The organism is Atlantibacter sp. MEI4A-1023, from assembly GCF_056155425.1.
Map to the genome: position 1 here is coordinate 1,256,016 of NZ_CM149568.1, position 16,986 is coordinate 1,273,001.

General features: G+C 51.5%; 22 protein-coding genes and 1 pseudogene. 17 read left to right on the forward strand and 6 right to left on the reverse strand.

The features are described from left to right. Nucleotides 1-4 precede the first annotated feature (4 nt). The 5 genes and pseudogenes from ACVV26_RS06065 to ACVV26_RS06080 all read right to left on the reverse strand — a co-directional run bounded on the left by ACVV26_RS06065 (nucleotide 5) and on the right by ACVV26_RS06080 (nucleotide 4,793). A complete protein-coding gene (locus ACVV26_RS06065) occupies nucleotides 5-3,439 on the reverse strand; it encodes a RecE family exodeoxyribonuclease (protein WP_474800436.1) in 3,435 nt (1,144 codons plus the stop codon). Nucleotides 3,440-3,569: 130 nt separating this feature from the next. Next, nucleotides 3,570-3,749: a YdaE family protein gene (locus ACVV26_RS06070; RefSeq protein WP_474801751.1), complete on the reverse strand. Its 180-nt coding sequence runs from the start codon at nucleotides 3,747-3,749 to the stop codon at nucleotides 3,570-3,572. Between the two features lie 81 nt (nucleotides 3,750-3,830). Continuing rightward, nucleotides 3,831-3,944: pseudogene (locus tag ACVV26_RS22845) on the reverse strand (cell division protein FtsZ); the annotation flags it as partial. Continuing rightward, the gene (locus ACVV26_RS06075) at nucleotides 3,937-4,125 is read right to left on the reverse strand and encodes a hypothetical protein (protein WP_474800438.1); all 189 of its coding nucleotides are present in this window, start codon (nucleotides 4,123-4,125) and stop codon (nucleotides 3,937-3,939) included. The gene ACVV26_RS06075 and the pseudogene ACVV26_RS22845, both read right to left, overlap by 8 nt. Before the next feature lie 239 nt (nucleotides 4,126-4,364). Then, nucleotides 4,365-4,793 carry a hypothetical protein gene (locus tag ACVV26_RS06080; protein WP_474800440.1) on the reverse strand — a complete coding sequence of 143 codons (429 nt, stop codon included), beginning with the start codon at nucleotides 4,791-4,793 and terminating at the stop codon, nucleotides 4,365-4,367. Nucleotides 4,794-4,817: 24 nt separating this feature from the next. On the opposite strand from ACVV26_RS06080, the gene ACVV26_RS06085 reads away from it, so the two are divergent. From ACVV26_RS06085 to ACVV26_RS06130, 10 genes are all read left to right on the forward strand, one after another. Then, on the forward strand, nucleotides 4,818-5,084 hold the full coding sequence (locus tag ACVV26_RS06085) for a transcriptional regulator (protein WP_474800442.1): 267 nt from the start codon (nucleotides 4,818-4,820) through the stop codon (nucleotides 5,082-5,084). Then, nucleotides 5,085-5,618 (forward strand): toxin YdaT domain-containing protein, encoded by a 534-nt coding sequence (locus tag ACVV26_RS06090; protein ID WP_474800444.1) that lies wholly within the window; start codon nucleotides 5,085-5,087, stop codon nucleotides 5,616-5,618. Nucleotides 5,619-5,630: 12 nt separating this feature from the next. After that, nucleotides 5,631-5,885 (forward strand): hypothetical protein, encoded by a 255-nt coding sequence (locus ACVV26_RS06095; RefSeq protein WP_474800446.1) that lies wholly within the window; start codon nucleotides 5,631-5,633, stop codon nucleotides 5,883-5,885. Nucleotides 5,886-5,999: 114 nt separating this feature from the next. Further along, nucleotides 6,000-6,863 (forward strand): DnaT-like ssDNA-binding domain-containing protein, encoded by an 864-nt coding sequence (locus tag ACVV26_RS06100; protein ID WP_474800448.1) that lies wholly within the window; start codon nucleotides 6,000-6,002, stop codon nucleotides 6,861-6,863. A 2-nt stretch (nucleotides 6,864-6,865) separates the two neighbouring features. Further along, nucleotides 6,866-7,606: an ATP-binding protein gene (locus ACVV26_RS06105; RefSeq protein WP_474800450.1), complete on the forward strand. Its 741-nt coding sequence runs from the start codon at nucleotides 6,866-6,868 to the stop codon at nucleotides 7,604-7,606. Nucleotides 7,607-7,613: 7 nt separating this feature from the next. Then, nucleotides 7,614-8,201, forward strand: a complete 588-nt coding sequence (locus ACVV26_RS06110) for a hypothetical protein (protein ID WP_474800452.1) — start codon at nucleotides 7,614-7,616, stop codon at nucleotides 8,199-8,201. Continuing rightward, complete coding sequence (locus tag ACVV26_RS06115; RefSeq protein ID WP_474800454.1) at nucleotides 8,198-8,587, forward strand: hypothetical protein; 390 nt, start codon at nucleotides 8,198-8,200, stop codon at nucleotides 8,585-8,587. Before ACVV26_RS06110 ends, ACVV26_RS06115 begins: the two co-directional genes overlap by 4 nt. Next, nucleotides 8,584-8,928 (forward strand): hypothetical protein, encoded by a 345-nt coding sequence (locus ACVV26_RS06120; protein ID WP_474800456.1) that lies wholly within the window; start codon nucleotides 8,584-8,586, stop codon nucleotides 8,926-8,928. The genes ACVV26_RS06115 and ACVV26_RS06120 overlap by 4 nt, the downstream gene beginning before the upstream one ends. Then, nucleotides 8,921-9,181, forward strand: a complete 261-nt coding sequence (locus tag ACVV26_RS06125; RefSeq protein WP_474800458.1) for a hypothetical protein — start codon at nucleotides 8,921-8,923, stop codon at nucleotides 9,179-9,181. Before ACVV26_RS06120 ends, ACVV26_RS06125 begins: the two co-directional genes overlap by 8 nt. After that, nucleotides 9,178-11,157 carry a DNA cytosine methyltransferase gene (locus tag ACVV26_RS06130; RefSeq protein WP_474800460.1) on the forward strand — a complete coding sequence of 660 codons (1,980 nt, stop codon included), beginning with the start codon at nucleotides 9,178-9,180 and terminating at the stop codon, nucleotides 11,155-11,157. Before ACVV26_RS06125 ends, ACVV26_RS06130 begins: the two co-directional genes overlap by 4 nt. 99 nt (nucleotides 11,158-11,256) lie before the next feature. On the opposite strand, the gene ACVV26_RS06135 is transcribed toward ACVV26_RS06130, so the two are convergent. Beyond that, nucleotides 11,257-11,937, reverse strand: coding sequence for a hypothetical protein (locus ACVV26_RS06135; RefSeq protein ID WP_474800462.1), 681 nt, complete (start codon nucleotides 11,935-11,937; stop codon nucleotides 11,257-11,259). A 610-nt stretch (nucleotides 11,938-12,547) separates the two neighbouring features. Here ACVV26_RS06135 and ACVV26_RS06140 point away from each other — a divergent pair. The 7 genes from ACVV26_RS06140 to ACVV26_RS06170 all read left to right on the forward strand — a co-directional run bounded on the left by ACVV26_RS06140 (nucleotide 12,548) and on the right by ACVV26_RS06170 (nucleotide 16,949). Further along, nucleotides 12,548-12,772, forward strand: coding sequence for a DinI-like family protein (locus ACVV26_RS06140; protein ID WP_125293528.1), 225 nt, complete (start codon nucleotides 12,548-12,550; stop codon nucleotides 12,770-12,772). Next, entirely contained in the window at nucleotides 12,760-13,068 is a 309-nt protein-coding gene (locus tag ACVV26_RS06145) for a hypothetical protein (protein ID WP_244290535.1), read from the forward strand. The genes ACVV26_RS06140 and ACVV26_RS06145 overlap by 13 nt, the downstream gene beginning before the upstream one ends. A gap of 57 nt (nucleotides 13,069-13,125) precedes the next feature. Then, a complete protein-coding gene (locus ACVV26_RS06150; RefSeq protein WP_474800464.1) occupies nucleotides 13,126-13,725 on the forward strand; it encodes a DUF1367 family protein in 600 nt (199 codons plus the stop codon). A gap of 2 nt (nucleotides 13,726-13,727) precedes the next feature. Continuing rightward, nucleotides 13,728-14,327 (forward strand): recombination protein NinG, encoded by a 600-nt coding sequence (locus tag ACVV26_RS06155; protein ID WP_474800466.1) that lies wholly within the window; start codon nucleotides 13,728-13,730, stop codon nucleotides 14,325-14,327. Between the two features lie 88 nt (nucleotides 14,328-14,415). Then, nucleotides 14,416-14,556 (forward strand): YlcG family protein, encoded by a 141-nt coding sequence (locus tag ACVV26_RS06160; protein WP_474800185.1) that lies wholly within the window; start codon nucleotides 14,416-14,418, stop codon nucleotides 14,554-14,556. Further along, on the forward strand, nucleotides 14,553-15,158 hold the full coding sequence (locus ACVV26_RS06165; RefSeq protein WP_474800468.1) for a hypothetical protein: 606 nt from the start codon (nucleotides 14,553-14,555) through the stop codon (nucleotides 15,156-15,158). Before ACVV26_RS06160 ends, ACVV26_RS06165 begins: the two co-directional genes overlap by 4 nt. Before the next feature lie 423 nt (nucleotides 15,159-15,581). After that, a complete protein-coding gene (locus ACVV26_RS06170) occupies nucleotides 15,582-16,949 on the forward strand; it encodes an AAA family ATPase (protein ID WP_474800470.1) in 1,368 nt (455 codons plus the stop codon). Nucleotides 16,950-16,986 lie beyond the last annotated feature (37 nt).

Below are 16,986 nucleotides of genomic sequence, written 5' to 3' on the forward strand. Positions count from 1 at the left end.
CCCCTTAAGCCGTGCGCAGCGCATCGAGGCGGCGCATATCGTAGTCGTTCAGTTCGTCGGTATAATCGTCAACAATCGGTGCTGGCCATTCACCGGTATCGAATGCGTTTGCGATTGCCCGCATGGTAGTGCGGTACTCAAGCGCACCCAGCTCCAGCAGTTCCTGGCTGGCTTCGACGATAGCTATCCAGTGATAACCTTCGTCTTTGTTGACGAAAATCCAGAAGAACTGGTCCAGTGCTGCTGTTTCGGTATACATGGCCGCGCTCAGGTGATAATCGCGGTCAATGATTTCGCGATGGAGCCGGGCGCGCAGCCCTGACTGCTTGACGTTCCACATGCTTATCGTTTTGAGGTCAGCCCCGATGCGGATGCCGTTCATATCGATTTCAAGGTCCGGGCGTACGCGGATTTCCAGCCCGGTTTCCTCGTCGATCCCGAAATAGCTCACCTCGACAGCCCGGCCTGAATGAGTCAGGAACTTACCGGCGGTCGGGTGGGCCAGTAACGCCGACTGAATGGCAAGGGCAGTCGCCAGTTGCTGGCGCGTTACCAGAATTTTTTCCTGCGGGTTTTCGCGCCATGCGTCCAGCAGTTCGTCGGCGAACACGGCGTCAGGGTTAACAGCCTTCACGGCCTGAATCAGGTCGGCTTTGGTACCGGATACTTTAAGCGGCTGCGGCTTCTGTGCTTCCTGCGCCACCAGGTCAGGATTAATGATTGCCAGTTGTTCAAGCAAAGCGTCACGGCTGCCGCTGGTTTTCACCGGGGCGGGTAGGGTGGCGTTGTATTCTTTGATACAGGCTTTCATTGCGGTCGCCGTCTGCTTCTGGTCAGGCTCAATACGCTGATAATCAGCAGGCAGAGCCATATAGCTTTGCGCTGTCTCTTCCAGGGCTCCGCCCAGCGGCACCGGGGCGGGCAGTGTGGCGTTGTACGCCTCAAGCAGCGCTTTGATATCTTCAGCGCTGAGTTGCGGCGCCAGGCTGGCGTTATGCGCGTCGATAAACGCGCGCAGCGTTGCCGTGGTGGTGAATGCACCTTTCGGGATTTCAGGTTCAATACTGAATTCTGCGTGCAGGTTCTCCGGTTGCAGTGCCAGCGCATGCACCAGGTTACCCATATCTAGTACTTTGGACTGCTCGCGGGAAATGGTCTTTTCAACATGGCGGGCATTGAAATACATCAGCGATACGCGGGCATCTTTTACCATGGTGGAGCTGATACCGTTCGCGGCGTGGTAAACGTTGTTCGGCAACCCTTCATAACGGCCTGGTTCGAAGAAAGCCGGGTACTCAATAGCTTCTGGTTCAGTTTTTGGCGAAGATGGCTCGCTTTGTTGCTGATCCGGTTCAGACTGGTGCGGTTTAACAGATTCCCGGTTCGTTTCCGGCTCAATGTGGTTAGCCAGGTTCGGCGCTGCGGCCGCGAAAATTTCTGACGGCGTTACGGCATCTGCCTGCGGATGATCTGCATCAGCGCTTTCGCCTGCTGAAACCGGTGTACCAGCCGGGATTTCGTTACTGACAGCCGTTTCCATCTGCACATCTTCGATAATCTCCAGTTCTTCGCGTAGGCCTTCGGCCATTTCCTGATAAGTGGCGTCGCCCGTTACCGGGCCATTGTCCGGAGTAACCGGGGTGTTACCGGTCAGCCCTTCGATGGAGAACACTCCAGCGCCGAGGCTTTCTACCTTCGGCTGTGCGGCTGCTTCTTCAGCCCGGCGGCGCGCTCCTTCTTCCCGGACGCGCTGCAGATTCTCTTCGTGAGTACAGAAAGTTTTACGCGGCGTTTTATCCCATTTCGGATCCGCCGGGTCGCTGATACCCTCAACATATTCGCCTCGGTCAGCGGCCAGTTGTTTATCCAGGGTTTCACGGCTGACTTTCGCAGCCTCTACAGTTGCAGCATCTGGCTTGTCATGCTGGTGTTCTTTCAGGTTTGCGCTGATATAGGTTTGCAGGCTGACCGGGAAGTGATGGACGTTCTCGGCGGCACCACGGATCAAGGCGAAAATGGCAGCGCGTGAATAGTCCAGGATGCCCGCTGTTTTGCGCAGCGCGGCTGACCATTCCCTGAACGGGCTTTCTTTTTTCTCAATGATTTCTCTGGCGCGGCGATGGATTGCCCCAGGCATGTTGTAAATATCGAAATCCATCGGCAGCGTCGCGGCTGCAATTTCAGTGTCCAGCGTATCCAGTGTGTGCTCATAATCAGAACTGCGATCTGTCACGATGCCGCCGCCAGCGTTTGTGCCGGTGTCGGTGCGCTGGATAGCGGCCACGCGGTTGCCTTTGGCCCACTCTTTCACAAGCAGACCTTTGTCGATATACGACGTTTCGCTCCAGGCCTTCAGGAACTGCAGCATCACACCAAGCTCGGGTGTTTTACGATCCTGCGGAAACACTTCCCTGACCGCGTCGGTCAGTTTCCACAGGTCGTATTCTTTGACGTCTTTCAGGGCAGGCGTGTTTTCAGCAGCCAGCAGCAGGTTCTGGACGTATGAGTTATCGACATCCATTTCCAGCTTAATAACTTCTTTTTTCTGCTCCGGGCTGATGTGATAGGCGTACTCTTCTTCAGAAATGAGCTGGGCAAGCAGACGCTGGCGGAATGGCAGAGTGGCCACGGTGATAAGTGCCGGCACGTCAGCGTCACGGAATTCCTGGACGATTTCAGAGGCGGTGTCGCTGGTGTTATTAATTTCAGGCCAGTCCTGCACGAGGTCAGCCCACTCTTTAACGAGCTGGGAGCGATCACCCTGTTCAGCTTCTACCCAGGCTGAAATAAAGCCGTTAATGGCGCTTATTTCGTGGTTTTGATCCAGTGGGAATAATTCTTTAACGGCCTGAATGAGTTTCCACTCAACATGCGCAGACAGTTCATCAATGCCTGGTACATCCCGGCAGGCCTGCAGCAGGTTCTGGATATAGAGATTACTTTCATCCGCCTCAGCTGCGCCGATTTGCACGTGCATAGCTTCACTGATTTCTTTCACTTCAGTGTCGTTAAGCAGGTGAGCAATCAGGCGCTGCGGCAGGCGCAGGCGAGCTACCGGGCGGAGCAGTGCCGGGACGTCAGCAGCCGGCGCACTGGCATGACCGGCAGCGTCCGCCAGCTGCGCGTGCTCGTGCTGAATATTTACTGAATCCGCCGCTTTCGAGATTTGACTCCATGACTTCCCGTCTTCGCCGAGTTCGTAACGATCGCACCAGCTATCGTCCAGAACGCCTTCGGCGGGCAGGTCGTCAACAATAAGCCAGTTTGTACGGACCGGAAGCTGGTAATCCGCGCCGCGTCCAGTTTCAATTTCGGCGTCTTCCAGGATGTTCTCGATTTCACGCTGGGCGCGTGAGTCGGATTTTGCAGAGAGCCAGCAAAACAGGTTTTTTGCTCCTGATTTCGCTTTTGCCTTAATGAGAAACGCATAGGTGTTCATTGCGTCTGAGCTCCTTTGGGTTGTAAGATCCCCGGCGCTTGTAAGAGCCGCCTTCGGTTTAGGTGAAAAATTCCGGTATGCTTTGGTCGGTGTTACCGGACGTAAGGCCCGCTTCGGCGGGTTTTTGCGTTTATGGCTCGTGAGCCATCTGGTCGTGCTCGGCGCACTGCCTGGAGCAGTACTGCCGTTCTTCGCGGGCAAGCATGTTGCCGCGCAGTAAAAGCAGGGTGCTTTTTACTTCGTCGCCAGGCTGAAGAGGGCTTTTGCAGTAGGCGCATTTCGCACCGGTAGCTTCCTGTCCGTGAATCATCGGATCACCCCAGCCATTCAGTAAAACTTCCACAAGACAATCGTTGATACGTGTGGCGCCGCGCATGGTGCGCAGGTAAACGTATTTGCCGCGAACCGCTGACACACTCCAGGTGTGCCCGTCGTGCTTTGCCAGCATTCCCGGTGCCACACACTGGCGAATGATGTGCATCGTGCCGTAGTGCTGATTAACCATGATTCACCGCCAAAATTTCTTCTGCGGCTTCATGTGCCGTGCATCCATCGGCATACAGATCGTAAGCCAGACCATTTTCAGAAACTGCATAACCCACTTTTTTGCTAACCAGGCCAAGCCATTTGCTAAAGCGCTTTTCTTCGCTTGAAATTGAGTTTTCAGACTGAAGCATGGTGTACATGTTTTTAACCATCTCATCCTCTGCCGTTATCGCCCGGCTGGCGGAACGTTTATCGGAGCAACGCAGCGCGTTGTTGATGCTGGAAGTTTACTCATTACTAAACGTTTGTGTAAAGCGTTTGATAAACATTTTTCGTTTAGTTGACGCTAAACAATTAAGATTTAAGGTTTTTTAGTTTTGAATGAGGCTGATAGGTATAAAAAAACCGCCCATAAGGCGGTTATATTGAGATGTTTTACTTACTTACGTGAGGCTAGCAGCTCTTTGAAAAGTTTATTGAACTTCTCGTACATACTTTCAAACTCTATTAGCATCTCTTTTTTCGTGGAGTCAGGAAAGCTGCGGTAATATTTGATTAGTTGAAGTTCATCAGAAGTCAGTACTACTTCATTAGGGCGCTTATTGCCTTGCTCACCATCCTCATCTAAATATCCAGATGGCATGCCGTAGTCGTTTTCGATTCTTCTGGCTGCTCTTTCCCCAAAGGAGCTCTTGCCATTTATCAACTGGGATAAATAGCTCTTCTCTTTTTCTGGCAGCGATTTATCGGCGAACCACGCCTTGAGCTGCATTCTTCTTACTTCTGCTTTGGTCATTAGCGCATTTTGATTAGTAAATTCTAAACAAGCAAATACTTGACTATAAGGTTTAGTAATTAGTAAACTCATTTTCACACCTTAGAAGGAGAGTATATGCAACTCAAAGATTACCTTTCTCAGCAACGTGGTAACGCTAAATGGCTTGCCAAAAAGCTGGGGATCTCTATGTCCTTTCTGTCCCAGATGGCCTCCAGCTCGGCACCAATTTCTCCTCGCCGCGCCATAGAGATTGAACGTTATACGGACGGCATGGTTACTCGGGCTGATTGCTTGCCAAGTGAATGGGTTCACATTTGGCCGGAATTTACTCCGCGGTCTTGTAAGCCGGCGGTTAACGAAGCAGCACCTAAGGAGCAGTAAATGCAATCACTTCACTTTCAACAGAGTACCGGAACAATTCCTGTAACGATGATAAATCGTTCTCAGGCGAAGCTGGAGTTTACTCACCAGCAGCTTCGTGCGGCTGTTCGTGCCTGGGCGGCTGCGATCGATAACCAGGACGTGGTGGCCGGACTGATTGTTGAGGAATATCAACTCAGCGGCGGTGGGCTGGAGTTCCCGACCGAAATCAACCGCCAGCGCCAAAAGCTTTTCCGCTGGCTGGACGGTGATACCGATTACGCACATGCAAATATCCGCGAGTTAACTCCGGCAATTCTTAACGTTCTCCCGCTCGAGTTCCGTACCCGCCTCATTCCTCAGGAAGACATCCTGTCGCGCGTCGCGACGGCGATGAAGGAGTGCGCGGAAGCCAAACAGGCCGTGCTGATGAAAGCGCCTGAACATCAGAAGCTGAAAGAGGTGAGCGAGGGGATCGCGTCGTTGTTTCGCCTGATGCCAGAGCAGGTCGGGCCGCTTATGACGATGGTCACCTCAATGCTGGGCGTCATGTAACCGGGGCTGCTTATGAACCATGAGCAATTTATCGAGAAGCACGTCCGAGAAGAGCTTATCCGCCTGGGTTTTCCGGTGCCGGTCGCTCAGGGGGGGGCATTTCAGGCTGTGGACTTATACCGGCGCATGTCTCAGGCAAGCCGTAAGGGGAAAATTTTCGATGATGTTTTACGACACGCGAAATTGTGGGCAGAGAAACAAACAACCTCAGCCGACAGGTTTGAAGAAAAGCGCGTCAGGCGCACCGAACAGCGTGGCCTGTTCTGAAAGGGTGAAAGCCGTGCTGGTGGAACAGCAACGGCCTTCGGATGCAATAACCGTCAGCAATTGCGAGGTAAGTATGCCTGGGCAAATTAAGCAAGTAAATAACGGGAGTAGTTAATGGCTCGCATCAGAACAGTCAAACCGGAGTTCTGGACAGACGAAAAAGTTGTCGAATGTTCTATCTCGGCTCGTCTGCTTTTTATCGGACTGTTCAACTTTGCGGATGACAAAGGCTGTCTGGAGCGCTCACCAAAGCGCATTAAGATGCAGGTTTTTCCTGCGGACACTATCGACTGCGAGCCGTTAATTATGGAACTGATCGCTCACGGACTACTCACTGAGTACTCAGTGAATGGTAGTCACTATTTGCAGATACCTGGTTTCCTGAAACACCAGAAAATTAACCGTCCAAGTAATTCCAATATTCCGTTACCGCGCCAGCCCGACGAGCAAAAACCAGCATCTGGTGATAATTCACTGAAAAATAACGCAGATAGTCATGCTGATTCACAGTGTGCTCATGAAGGACTCACTGAGGACTCACTGAATACTCATGTAGGACTCACTGACGGAAAGGAAGGGAAGGGAAGGGAAAGGAAAGGAATAAAACAAGAGAGAGAGGATCGCGCGCCTGAAGAAATTCAGGACGAAGAAAACCCGCAGGAAGCGTTCGAACCTCCGCTGGGCAAATTCGCGATCACTGTCAGCTGGAAACCAGCCCCTGAGTTTGAACGTCGCGCCGCGCTGTGGGGGATCTTTCTGGGTGAAGCGCCGGGTTACACGCCTGAGGAGCTTCAGCAGTTCCGGGACTACTGGTCTGTCGAAGGCCGTGTGAAGCACCATCAGCAGTGGGAGCAGACTTTTGCACAGAGTCTGCGAAGCCAGCGGGAACAGGCGCAACGCAACGCGGGTCGGCAGAAGACTGCGACGCTCGCGGTACCGCAACCGGGTAAAACGATTCCAGACGGATTCACGGGGTGATCATGAAAACCAGCAGCGAATTAATCGGACGCCTGCAGCGACTCATGCCGGCGGGCATCAAACCCAAGTTCTCCAGCGCTGAAGAGCTGATGGCCTGGCAGCAGGAAGAGGGCCGTAAGCACTGCCTCGAGGTGGAGAAACTGAACCAGAAAGCGCGTGCAGATCGCATTTTCGGACGATCCGGAATTCAGGATTTGCACCGCAGCTGCACGTTCAAAAATTACCAGGTTAACGGCGAGGGGCAACAGCTCGCGCTGACGATGGCGAAGCGGTTTGCCCAGAACTTCGGTACCGGGTTCGGCAGCTTCGTGTTCAGTGGCAGTTGCGGTACCGGGAAAAACCATCTGGCGGCGGCCATTGGAAATCATCTGCTCGAGCGCGGCGCCACGGTTCTGATTGTGACTATCCCCGACCTGATGCTGCGCGTACGTGCCTGCTACGACGAGGGCGAATCAGAATCCGCGTTACTGGATGACCTTTGCCGCGTGGACCTGCTGGTTCTTGATGAGGTTGGTGTGCAGCGCGAGACGCGTGGCGAGTTCGTCATCCTGAACCAGATTATCGATCGTCGCCTGGCATCCCTGAAACCCGTCGGTGTGCTGACCAACCTGAATCACCCCCAGTTGAGCTCCGTACTGGGCGAGCGGGTGATGGACCGCCTGCAGATGGACGGCGGCATCTGGGTGAACTTCAACTGGGCCAGTTACCGTAAAAACGTCAGCCACCTGCGCGTGGTGAAGTGAGGAAACCATGACAACGAATTTTGTTAATGCCGTGATCAGCTTCCTGACTAATCGGGAAGCAAACCTGCACGAAATCTCTGCGGCTATCGGCATGGAACCAAACCGTACCTCAACGCTGCTGGGTGGCCTGTTGCGTAGTGGGACCGTGGTTCGAACCGGGCGTATGCGGAAATACATTTACCGGCTGGCCACGGATTATCGTACCCCGGAACAGATTTACCAGGAGCGGCTTAATACCGTCCTGGCTGTGCTGCACGAACGCCAGCGCCTGAGTTTCGGTGAGGTGAGAACGCTCATCGATGAATCATCCTGTCTTACCCGCTCCTTCCTCGAGCAAGCCGTAAAACGAGGCGAGTTTATCAAACAGGGTAAGCAGGGATATTTCCTGACGTTTAAAGATTACGAAGCGTATATCGAGGATGTCATTCAACGCCGCAATGCAAAACGCGAAATCACCAACGCAGCATACCGCGAGATTCGTCGTAATCGTCCCCGCAAAGAGTCGGGACAGCCGATCAACGTTGTATGTGATGAATGCCGCCAGAACTGGCAGGGCTATCAGATCCATAAAATTTTCGGGAGCGCCCGCGCATGAAAGACATGAGCAATGAGCAGTTAATCCGCGCCGCATATGTGGTTGCAAAGCTTGAAAGCGCGCATACGGCGCAGCTGCTGACCGAACTGGCGGGACGACTGGACGGCGCACTTGTAGCGGCTCGAACAGCCTGTCTGGAACGTGACGCCTCTGTCAGAGCCGAAATCGAGTGGGAAAAAGCCATGATGCTGGCTGTTGGTGAAGACGGGGTAGGCGATGTGGTTAGCGCGATTGAAGCGCTGAAGTCCGCAGATGGAGAACAGCAAGCAATCGGGGTTGAACTGGCAATCCAGAACGTACTGAACGTGGATACAGTCGCATCAACCGGCGTGGTTAAGCATCTGCTTTTCGGTTTTGCGTCACAACTACGGGAGGGACGGGTATGAGCAAATCACTAAACGCCCGTTGCATCCGTCGCTGGGAATTGCAGATGCGCGATATATGCGATTCCAAAATAAATCCGTGGTGGCGCAAGCATCATCTTCGCGGTTATATCCGCGAGTGCGCGTTGATAACTGCCGACTGCATGGTTGAACGTATGGCCGAAGATAACGCACTTGTTGATTATCAATGCAACAGAGGCGGATGGTCGCCAGATTTCTCCGCATGGTACGACAAACGCCGCGAGCAGTACCGCAAAGAGGCTCGCGACTATCTGGACGAAGAAGCCACCACTGACGAAATCGACGACGAGATTGAGAGCGAGCTGGAGGCCTGGAATGACTGAGCACTTAATGCAGTACGCCACAAACCGCATTGTCGAACTGGAAAGCCTGCTGCTGGTGGAAGTGCCGGAAACAGTATGGCCCGCTGAAGTAGGCATGGTCTATTCACAGGTAGAAAGCGCCGTGGATCTCCCGGCGCACCACCAGCGCCGCCTGAAACATCACATCAACCGTATGTGGCTGGAAAAAATGCCGGTACCGGCGATCGTCACTGCTGCCCGTTCGCTGGCCACAGCCATGGAGAAATACGCGTGAGAGAAATCACCGTTGATAATTTTGCTGGCGGCGGCGGGGCGTCTACCGGTATTGAGCTGGCTACGGGCCGTAGCGTGGATATTGCGATTAACCACGATCTGAACGCGGTGGCCATGCACACCACGAACCACCCGGATACGTTGCACTATTGCGAGTCGGTATTTGATGTAAACCCAATGGCGGCGACGGCAGGTCGCCCGGTAGGGCTGGCGTGGTTTAGCCCTGATTGCCGGCACTTTTCGAAGGCCAAGGGCTCAAAGCCGGTGGAGAAAGAAATTCGCGGTCTGGCGTGGATTGTGATCCGCTGGGCGCTGGCGGTGCGGCCACGCGTGATGATGCTGGAGAACGTGGAGGAGTTCAAAACGTGGGGGCCGCTGCTGGCGGCGGATATGCGGCCCGATCCTGCCCGCGCTGGTGAAACGTTTGAAGCGTTTTGCGGCATGCTATCCGGTGGCGTTCCCGCCGGGCATCCGGCGCTGTTTGAGTGCTGCGAGTTTCTGGGCATTGCCGCCGACGGCGAGCAGGCGCAGCAGCTGGTGGACGGGCTCGGATATGCTGTTGATCACCGCGAGCTGCGGGCGTGTGACTTTGGCGCGCCGACAATAAGAAAACGCTTTTTCATGGTGATGCGCTGTGATGGAGTGCCGGTGAGCTGGCCGGAGCCTACACACGGTGATCCTAAATCGCCTGCAGTGCAGAACGGTAAGCTGAAAGCCTGGCGGACGGCGGCGGAGTGTATCGACTGGTCAATCCCGGCGCCGTCGATTTTTGACCGCAAAAAGCCGCTGGCGGAAAACACGCTCAAACGTATTGCCCGGGGCATTCAGCGGTTTGTTATCGATAGCCCGTCGCCGTTTATCGTGAAGTGTAACCACACCAGCACTCGGACCAACTACGACTGTTTCCGTGGACAGGCGCTGGCGGAACCGCTGCAGACGATCACTAAAACGCATGGGTATGCCGTCGCGGTACCGCACCTGACAAAATTCCGTACCGGCGCAACCGGCCAGCCAGTTACTGAGCCGGTACCAACGGTTACCGCTGGCACGTCGGCGCGCCCGGGCGGGAATGGGCATGCTCTCGGTGTAGTGGAAGCCGCGCTTACGCCGTTCATGGCTGGCAGCGGCGGCAGCGAGTACCAGGCAAAGCCGCGTCCGCTGGATAAACCTATGCACACCATCCTGAAAGAGTCACGAGCATGCGTCGTTGCGCCGGTGATTGCCCGCCAGTTCGGTGCCAGCATCGGCCACCGGGCTGACGAACCAAGCGCCACGGTTACTGCTGGTGGTGGCGGCAAATCGCAGCTGATAACGCCGACGCTGATCCAGATGGGTTACGGCGAACGCCCGGGGCAGGAACCGCGCGTGCTGCAACTGGATAATCCTCTGGGTACGGTTACCGCGGGCGGCAATAAATTCGCGACGGTGAGCGCCTTCCTCGCGAAGCACTACGGCGGGAACTACTCCGGCCCGGGCGTCAGCCTGGACGAACCTGCACACTCGGTCACCACCGTCGATCACCATGCTGTCGTTGCCTCACACCTGGTTAAGCTGCGCGGTACATGCCGGGACGGGCAGCGCACAGACGAACCTATGCCAACGGTCACTGCTGGTGGCCAGCACGTAGGGGAGGTGAAAACCACACTGGCAGCTGACGGGTATGACGAGCAGCGCGCGCAGCAAACTCTGGCCTTCCTGCGGGAGTATTGCGGGGAGGATTCAGACGGCCTAATTACGGTTGATGGCGTGGTGTATCGCATTGTAGATATCGGCATGCGCATGCTGCAACCCCGCGAGCTGTACGCCGCCCAGGGCTTCCCCGAGTGGTACATCATCGACCGGGACTACCGCGGGGTTAAGTACGCGAAAGACAAACAAGTCGCCAGGTGCGGCAACGCCGTGCCGCCGCCGTTTGCCGAAGCATTGATGCGGGCTAATTTGCCGGAGATGTGTTTAGTGAAAGAGCGGGCGGCATAAGCTCGCTTTAAGCTGCCTGGATAAAAGGATTGGGCAACTTAGAGCGAAAAGCGGTCTGAGGAATGCTTTTTTCAGACCACGTCTTTGACGGGTTTCAATTTACGATAGTTTACCGCCAACATAAAGGGAGGCCCATACAGCAGCTCCAGTTAAGATAATAATTAACAATCTTTCAGCCGTCTTGATTATTTTCTGCCAATAGGTTGACCTGAATCTAAAATCATTGAATATAAGGCGTTGTCTATAAATATAATATCTCATGTTGGAAGCTGAATGCTGTGCAGTGGCTGTACAATACTTGAAATATATAGAAAAATGTTTTTTTATGTGCCGGGATGTTATTTGGGATGGGTTTTGATATTTTCCTATTATTATTTCAGTTTCTTTAATTTCCCCTGCATTGGATTGATAAGGCCCAACAAATACAAGAACATTACCGGATGGTCCTTGAGAGTACCATAGTTGCGAATTCCTTTCGAACGCAGCTTCCGAATTTTGGTTCTCAGCGTCTGATATATTAAACCCCAGAAACCTTATCCCAGTAAAAATATGAGTTGAATTAATATATTGCGGGCTAATAAGATTAGATGATTTTATTGGGTCATCGTCTTTTGATCTACTAATGTAAAGCCCTCCCAAAATATTGGCGCTATAATGATCAGCCTTTAAGATTTCAAATTCACTTTGGATTCGCTCGTCCATAAACCTCCAGTTAATGCGTTTGAAATATGCATTAATAGTATCCCTTCTTATTATCTCCGCAGCCGTTTTTAATTTCAAAGTAACCCCTTAAATATAAAATTTGTTTGTATCATTCTGAATGACTAGGAATATATTATTATTGAACTAATTGAGCAACAAAGACATCCCGAGCGTAATGCAAATGTAAGTGATGAACAAGAGTAGGCATTACAGCTAAAAATTCTCAAAGGCAGCAGTATCAGACCTGTTTATGGCATACTCTATCAGTTAACATTGATATACTCGCATTAAGTTTGGGAAATCCCCTTATATTTACAATTTTGATCTATTATTGGCATCAAAGTCAGAAGTCAAGGCCGATGATGGGCTTATCGTCCTTATTAACTGCATCGTACGTGGCTATTATACCGTCAGCGTGACCATCCGCATTAACATTGGCTCACATTTATAATGTCCGTTCTTGCTACAAAGTGGACGACACATCAAATAGCGCATAATTTGCATTTAGTGATGCCTGAAGCAGGGCAAACCAGAACCATAAGCCTCCCTTGCTGTGGCTTCTTTTTCAATGAGTTACAGCTTTTGAAGTTTTCAAACCTGTGTCGCAATTTGTGCGCTTATCAAGTTGATCATTCTCCCGTATGGGTGTACTGTTTATTTATACAGTATTTTTATGAGAGGGATGATCATGAAGGTTGAAGTCACTATCGAACGTACAAAAAAACTGCCTGATGGCGCGATCCCGGCGCTGGAAAACGAACTCTTAAAACGACTTAACAAACGCTTTGAAGGGTGCAAGCTCACCGTGCGCCGGGCACCAAATGACGGGCTTAGTGTGATTGGGGGTGATAAAGACGAAGTCGCAAATATTCTGCAGGAAACCTGGGAAAGTGCTGACGAGTGGTTCTACTGAGTGTTTTTTATTGCAGCCTGCAGTCCTTTGACAAATCACAAATCATCCATGCGCGGCTGCTGATTTTTCGTCAATTGCGTCTGTATGTCGCTCAGGGGGATTTTGTGGATTTAGACATCGCCGAAGCGGTAGACATAATCAGACAGGGAGGCCGGTTCGTTGTCAATTGTGAAGAGGGACGGATCACGAGCCTGGAAAGGGTACGTGAAAAGCAGCACCTGCTCACTATGAGTGAATTTTTGGAAATGGCTGTCGAGGCTGGTTTTATTGACCTTCGCAAGCCGAGACTGCCATAATCTACTTTCCGCCTGAACAGCGGAATCGGAGCAGCAAAGCGCCACGGAGTGAACACCATGGCGCACTTGCAATTAATCAAGCAATCATCTGGAATCCTGATCCCGGCTACGCCTGAGACCAGCGATTTTCTGCATTCAAAATGTAAGCTCGGGGCCATACTGGCCGCTGACTTTAAACAGGTTCGAAACCCCGCCTTTCACCGTAAGTTCTTCGCTCTACTTAATCTGGGCTTTGATTACTGGGAGCCTGCCGGCGGCGCCATCTCGTCCAACGAACGCAAACTTGTTAACGGTTACGCCAGATACCTTGCCGCCTTTGGCGGGAACGAAAGCGCGCTAATGGATGCCGCTGAGCAGTACCTGGAACAGGTGGCCAGCCGCCGCATTACCAATGGCATCAGCCTGTGCAAATCCTTCGATGCATATCGTGCCTGGGTGACCATCGAGTCAGGGCATTTCGACACTATCCAGCTGCCCGACGGCACCCTTCGCAAACATCCCCGAAGCATTTCTTTCGCCAGCATGAAAGAAACTGAGTTCCAGCAGCTCTACCGGGCCGCACTGGATGTGCTCTGGCGCTGGATCCTGTCCCGCGTGTTTCGCGATCAGCGTGAGGCCGAGAACGCCGCCGCGCAACTGATGAATTTTGCGGGGTGAGCATGGCTAAAAAACCTCGTCGAAAATGCATCCACTGCAGGGAGTGGTTTCACCCGATACGGAACGAGCAGGTAGTTTGCTCATTCGAATGCGCCAGCGCTGTAGGAAAAGAGCAGACTGCAAAGAGCCGGGCCGATGTTATGCGTGCTGAGAAGAAGCGCCAGCGCGAAGAGGAGAAAGAGCAGCGGGCACGCCAGGCGGAACGGCGACAGGCTGTTAAGCCGCTCAGTTATTTCATCAAACAGGCCCAGCAGGCTTTTAACGAGTTCATCCGGTACCGGGATCGTCACATGCCGTGCATCAGCTGCGGCCGCTACCATGACGGGCAATATCACGCCGGGCATTACCGTACGACCGGTGCCAATCCGGAGCTGCGCTTCAATGAGGACAATTGCCATCGCCAGTGTGCCCTATGCAATAACCACCTCTCCGGCAACCTGACGGCCTACCGTCCGGCGCTAATCGCCAAAATCGGCCAGGCCCGCTTTGATGCCCTGATGGGCCCGCACGAATTACCGAAATGGAAACGCGACGACTACATCCGCATCCGCGATGAATACCGCGCAAAGCTCAGACAACTCAAACAGCAGGAGGCCGCATGACTACCGAGAATTATTATCAAATTGGCTGGGCCGCCCTGCTGGCGCTCGGGTACATACGGGACTGGTGCGCAACGAGAGAGGGAAAACGGTGAACAGAGAAAATTACAAAACAGATGTTATCCGCCTCCGCTGGCAACGTCTGCGAATTTACCGCTTTCGCGGTTCGGTTGTGACGGATTACCGCATATTAAGAAATTACATTAAAACAGCAATGAGGGCTGCACAATGACACCGCGCCAACGCCGGCAGCATTATCTGGGGCTGGGCGCTGTCGCCGCCGCTCCGCGCAAAAGCTACCTTGGACGATTTACGCCACTAACCTGTATCCAGTCAGGATGGATAAAATCATTGCTGACCACATGGGGGTGTAGTGTCAGTGGGGATACGGGGCCACGCATGCCAAGAACCCACGCCTGCTGGAGTGCGATCAAAGGTGGTCGCTGGTCAGATAAGGCGCTTGAGCGTTTTACTGCTGCATTAAATCAGGCCAGAAGTGAAGGTTTCAAAGGCAAGCATATTATGAATCGTGCTCATGCCATTTTATGGCCTAAAGCCCCGGTGAGTATAATCGACCAGGCACTGCGCAATGATGACGCTGATTTTGTTGAGCAATGCGTTTTGCTTGCCCTGGATGTGAGCGATCCGGTCTATATGGTTGGCGTTCAGTATTACACCACACACAAGAAAATCTCCGATATCACCAGAGATCTGCAGTCAATAGCACCGTGGTTGTCCGACTGTGAAGCAAGGCGAAGGGTGCGCTGGTGCCTGGACATATTCAGGGCGAAGGTTTTTTTATCTGCCCGAAAGCTGCTGGCTGAAGAAGAGTGATTTTTACAGTTTGTGCTTTTTCTTCACCGCAGCATTGAAAACGAGCCAGAAAAGTGTTTAATTAATTCATGCTTGGCAGAGCTGCGCAAAAATAGCAGCAACTAAAAGCGACAATCTGAAAAATTCGAAAGCCCCGCTAATGCGGGGTTTTTGCTTTCCGGCGATACGACAGGGGTATTCGCGAGGTGCATTGCATCAGTACCCCTGTCGGATCGCCGGAGCCGTAAGAATAACTTGTGATAAATCCACTGGTCATGCGGTCGCGTCCGATCCACGAAACGGGACACAAACTCAAAGATAAACCCGCCATTGAGTTGGTTTTTTATACAACATGTTTTGTAGCATAAGCCCAATTTGTTATAATTTTAAAAATCATATTGGAGAATCTCTATGCTATGTGGTGGCCTGTCACTCTCAGACTTTATGAAAAAATTGCATAAAGTCCTTAGTCCAACAGCTCCAGTTGTTTCAGAGGAATTATTATTTGGTCGTGAGAAGGATATCCATGACCTTGAGCTCGCACTCTATTCCCCTGGAAGACATGCTTTCATCTATGGGGATCGTGGAGTAGGAAAAACATCCTTGGCTCAAACTATTGCTTATAAATTGCAAGAAGAAGCGGAGCCGATTTTGGTTGGCTGTGAAAAAGATTCAACTTTTTCGAGCATTTTGAATGATATTCTTTTGCGGGGTCTACCAGATAAAGACAAAAAAGACACCCAGGGGTGGGGCATAGGCTTTACCATTGCTGGTCTTGGTGGATTCAATGCATTAAAAAATGAAAAATTTAATGAAAAAGAACTGTCAGTCGATAATGTATCTTCTGCAGTTCGTGCCTTACAATTGTTAACTAAAGTCCATTCAAAGATTCCTTATATTGTAATTGATGAATTTGACCAGATCGAATCAGAAAGCGAAAGGCAAAAATTTGGCTCCCTTATAAAACAGCTGGGTGATCAATCATGTGATGCCAAGTTGATATTTACAGGAATTGGCGATTCATTGGTAACTTTAATTGGTGGGCATAAGTCAAGTGAGCGACAAATTCATCAAGTGCACCTTGGCAGTTTGCCTTGGAACGGTCGCTTTCAAATTATTGATACTGCATTTGATGAGTTCGACTTGTTAGTTGATGATTCTGTTCGTTATAAAATTGCTGGTTTAAGTGATGGATTCCCTAATTATATTCATCTTATATGCGAAAAAATATTACATATTTGTCAGAGCACAAATAGAGAGTACTCTGTAGTAGATTATAAGCTATTTATTAAAGGGTTAAATGCTGCAATTGATTCAGTTTCAGAAACTTTAAGGCAAGCCTACAGTGATTCAACCGAAGGCAGGGATGAATCCTTTAAGCATATACTATGGGCTATGTCAGACATGGCAGACCTTACTCGTCATAAAACCCACGTTTCCGAATCATATGCTAAAATTTGCAAATCTCTTAATGTTTCCCCCCTTGATAAGTCGTCCTTTGACAGGAAATTTAATCAATTAAAAAAACCTGCATTTGGCTCAATTTTAATACCCGCTTTGGGTGCACGTCCGTCATGGTTTAGATTTAGAGAAAACATGCTGCGCGGATACGTTCGGATGCGAGCAGAGCAGCATGGTTTAGAGTTGGATTTTCAAAACTACAGGGTTGCTAATGAACATTCGGCTCGAGTTATTGGCAAACATTCCGCTTATAAACCCTTAACAAATGTTGAAGGAAAGGTCGCGCGATTAAGAGGCGATAATGACTGGCTTGATAGTGACTTAACTTCATCTGTTAAGAAAAACCAGTAAATAAATTTTAGTTCAAACGTACTTATAATCTCCAAAG

Excerpts from the sequence above, each read along its gene's own strand:
- ACVV26_RS06170 (WP_474800470.1), top strand. The coding sequence starts at position 15,582 with ATGAAAAAATTGCATAAAGTCCTTAGTCCAACAGCTCCAGTTGTTTCA.
- ACVV26_RS06070 (WP_474801751.1), bottom strand. The coding sequence starts at position 3,749 with ATGATTCACGGACAGGAAGCTACCGGTGCGAAATGCGCCTACTGCAAA.
- ACVV26_RS06120 (WP_474800456.1), top strand. The coding sequence starts at position 8,584 with ATGAGCAAATCACTAAACGCCCGTTGCATCCGTCGCTGGGAATTGCAG.
- ACVV26_RS06105 (WP_474800450.1), top strand. The coding sequence starts at position 6,866 with ATGAAAACCAGCAGCGAATTAATCGGACGCCTGCAGCGACTCATGCCG.
- ACVV26_RS06110 (WP_474800452.1), top strand. The coding sequence starts at position 7,614 with ATGACAACGAATTTTGTTAATGCCGTGATCAGCTTCCTGACTAATCGG.
- ACVV26_RS06065 (WP_474800436.1), bottom strand. The coding sequence starts at position 3,439 with ATGAACACCTATGCGTTTCTCATTAAGGCAAAAGCGAAATCAGGAGCA.
- ACVV26_RS06125 (WP_474800458.1), top strand. The coding sequence starts at position 8,921 with ATGACTGAGCACTTAATGCAGTACGCCACAAACCGCATTGTCGAACTG.
- ACVV26_RS06095 (WP_474800446.1), top strand. The coding sequence starts at position 5,631 with ATGAACCATGAGCAATTTATCGAGAAGCACGTCCGAGAAGAGCTTATC.
- ACVV26_RS06115 (WP_474800454.1), top strand. The coding sequence starts at position 8,198 with ATGAAAGACATGAGCAATGAGCAGTTAATCCGCGCCGCATATGTGGTT.
- ACVV26_RS06080 (WP_474800440.1), bottom strand. The coding sequence starts at position 4,793 with ATGAGTTTACTAATTACTAAACCTTATAGTCAAGTATTTGCTTGTTTA.
- ACVV26_RS06100 (WP_474800448.1), top strand. The coding sequence starts at position 6,000 with ATGGCTCGCATCAGAACAGTCAAACCGGAGTTCTGGACAGACGAAAAA.
- ACVV26_RS06075 (WP_474800438.1), bottom strand. The coding sequence starts at position 4,125 with ATGTACACCATGCTTCAGTCTGAAAACTCAATTTCAAGCGAAGAAAAG.
- ACVV26_RS06150 (WP_474800464.1), top strand. The coding sequence starts at position 13,126 with ATGGCGCACTTGCAATTAATCAAGCAATCATCTGGAATCCTGATCCCG.
- ACVV26_RS06155 (WP_474800466.1), top strand. The coding sequence starts at position 13,728 with ATGGCTAAAAAACCTCGTCGAAAATGCATCCACTGCAGGGAGTGGTTT.
- ACVV26_RS06140 (WP_125293528.1), top strand. The coding sequence starts at position 12,548 with ATGAAGGTTGAAGTCACTATCGAACGTACAAAAAAACTGCCTGATGGC.
- ACVV26_RS06165 (WP_474800468.1), top strand. The coding sequence starts at position 14,553 with ATGACACCGCGCCAACGCCGGCAGCATTATCTGGGGCTGGGCGCTGTC.
- ACVV26_RS06085 (WP_474800442.1), top strand. The coding sequence starts at position 4,818 with ATGCAACTCAAAGATTACCTTTCTCAGCAACGTGGTAACGCTAAATGG.
- ACVV26_RS06090 (WP_474800444.1), top strand. The coding sequence starts at position 5,085 with ATGCAATCACTTCACTTTCAACAGAGTACCGGAACAATTCCTGTAACG.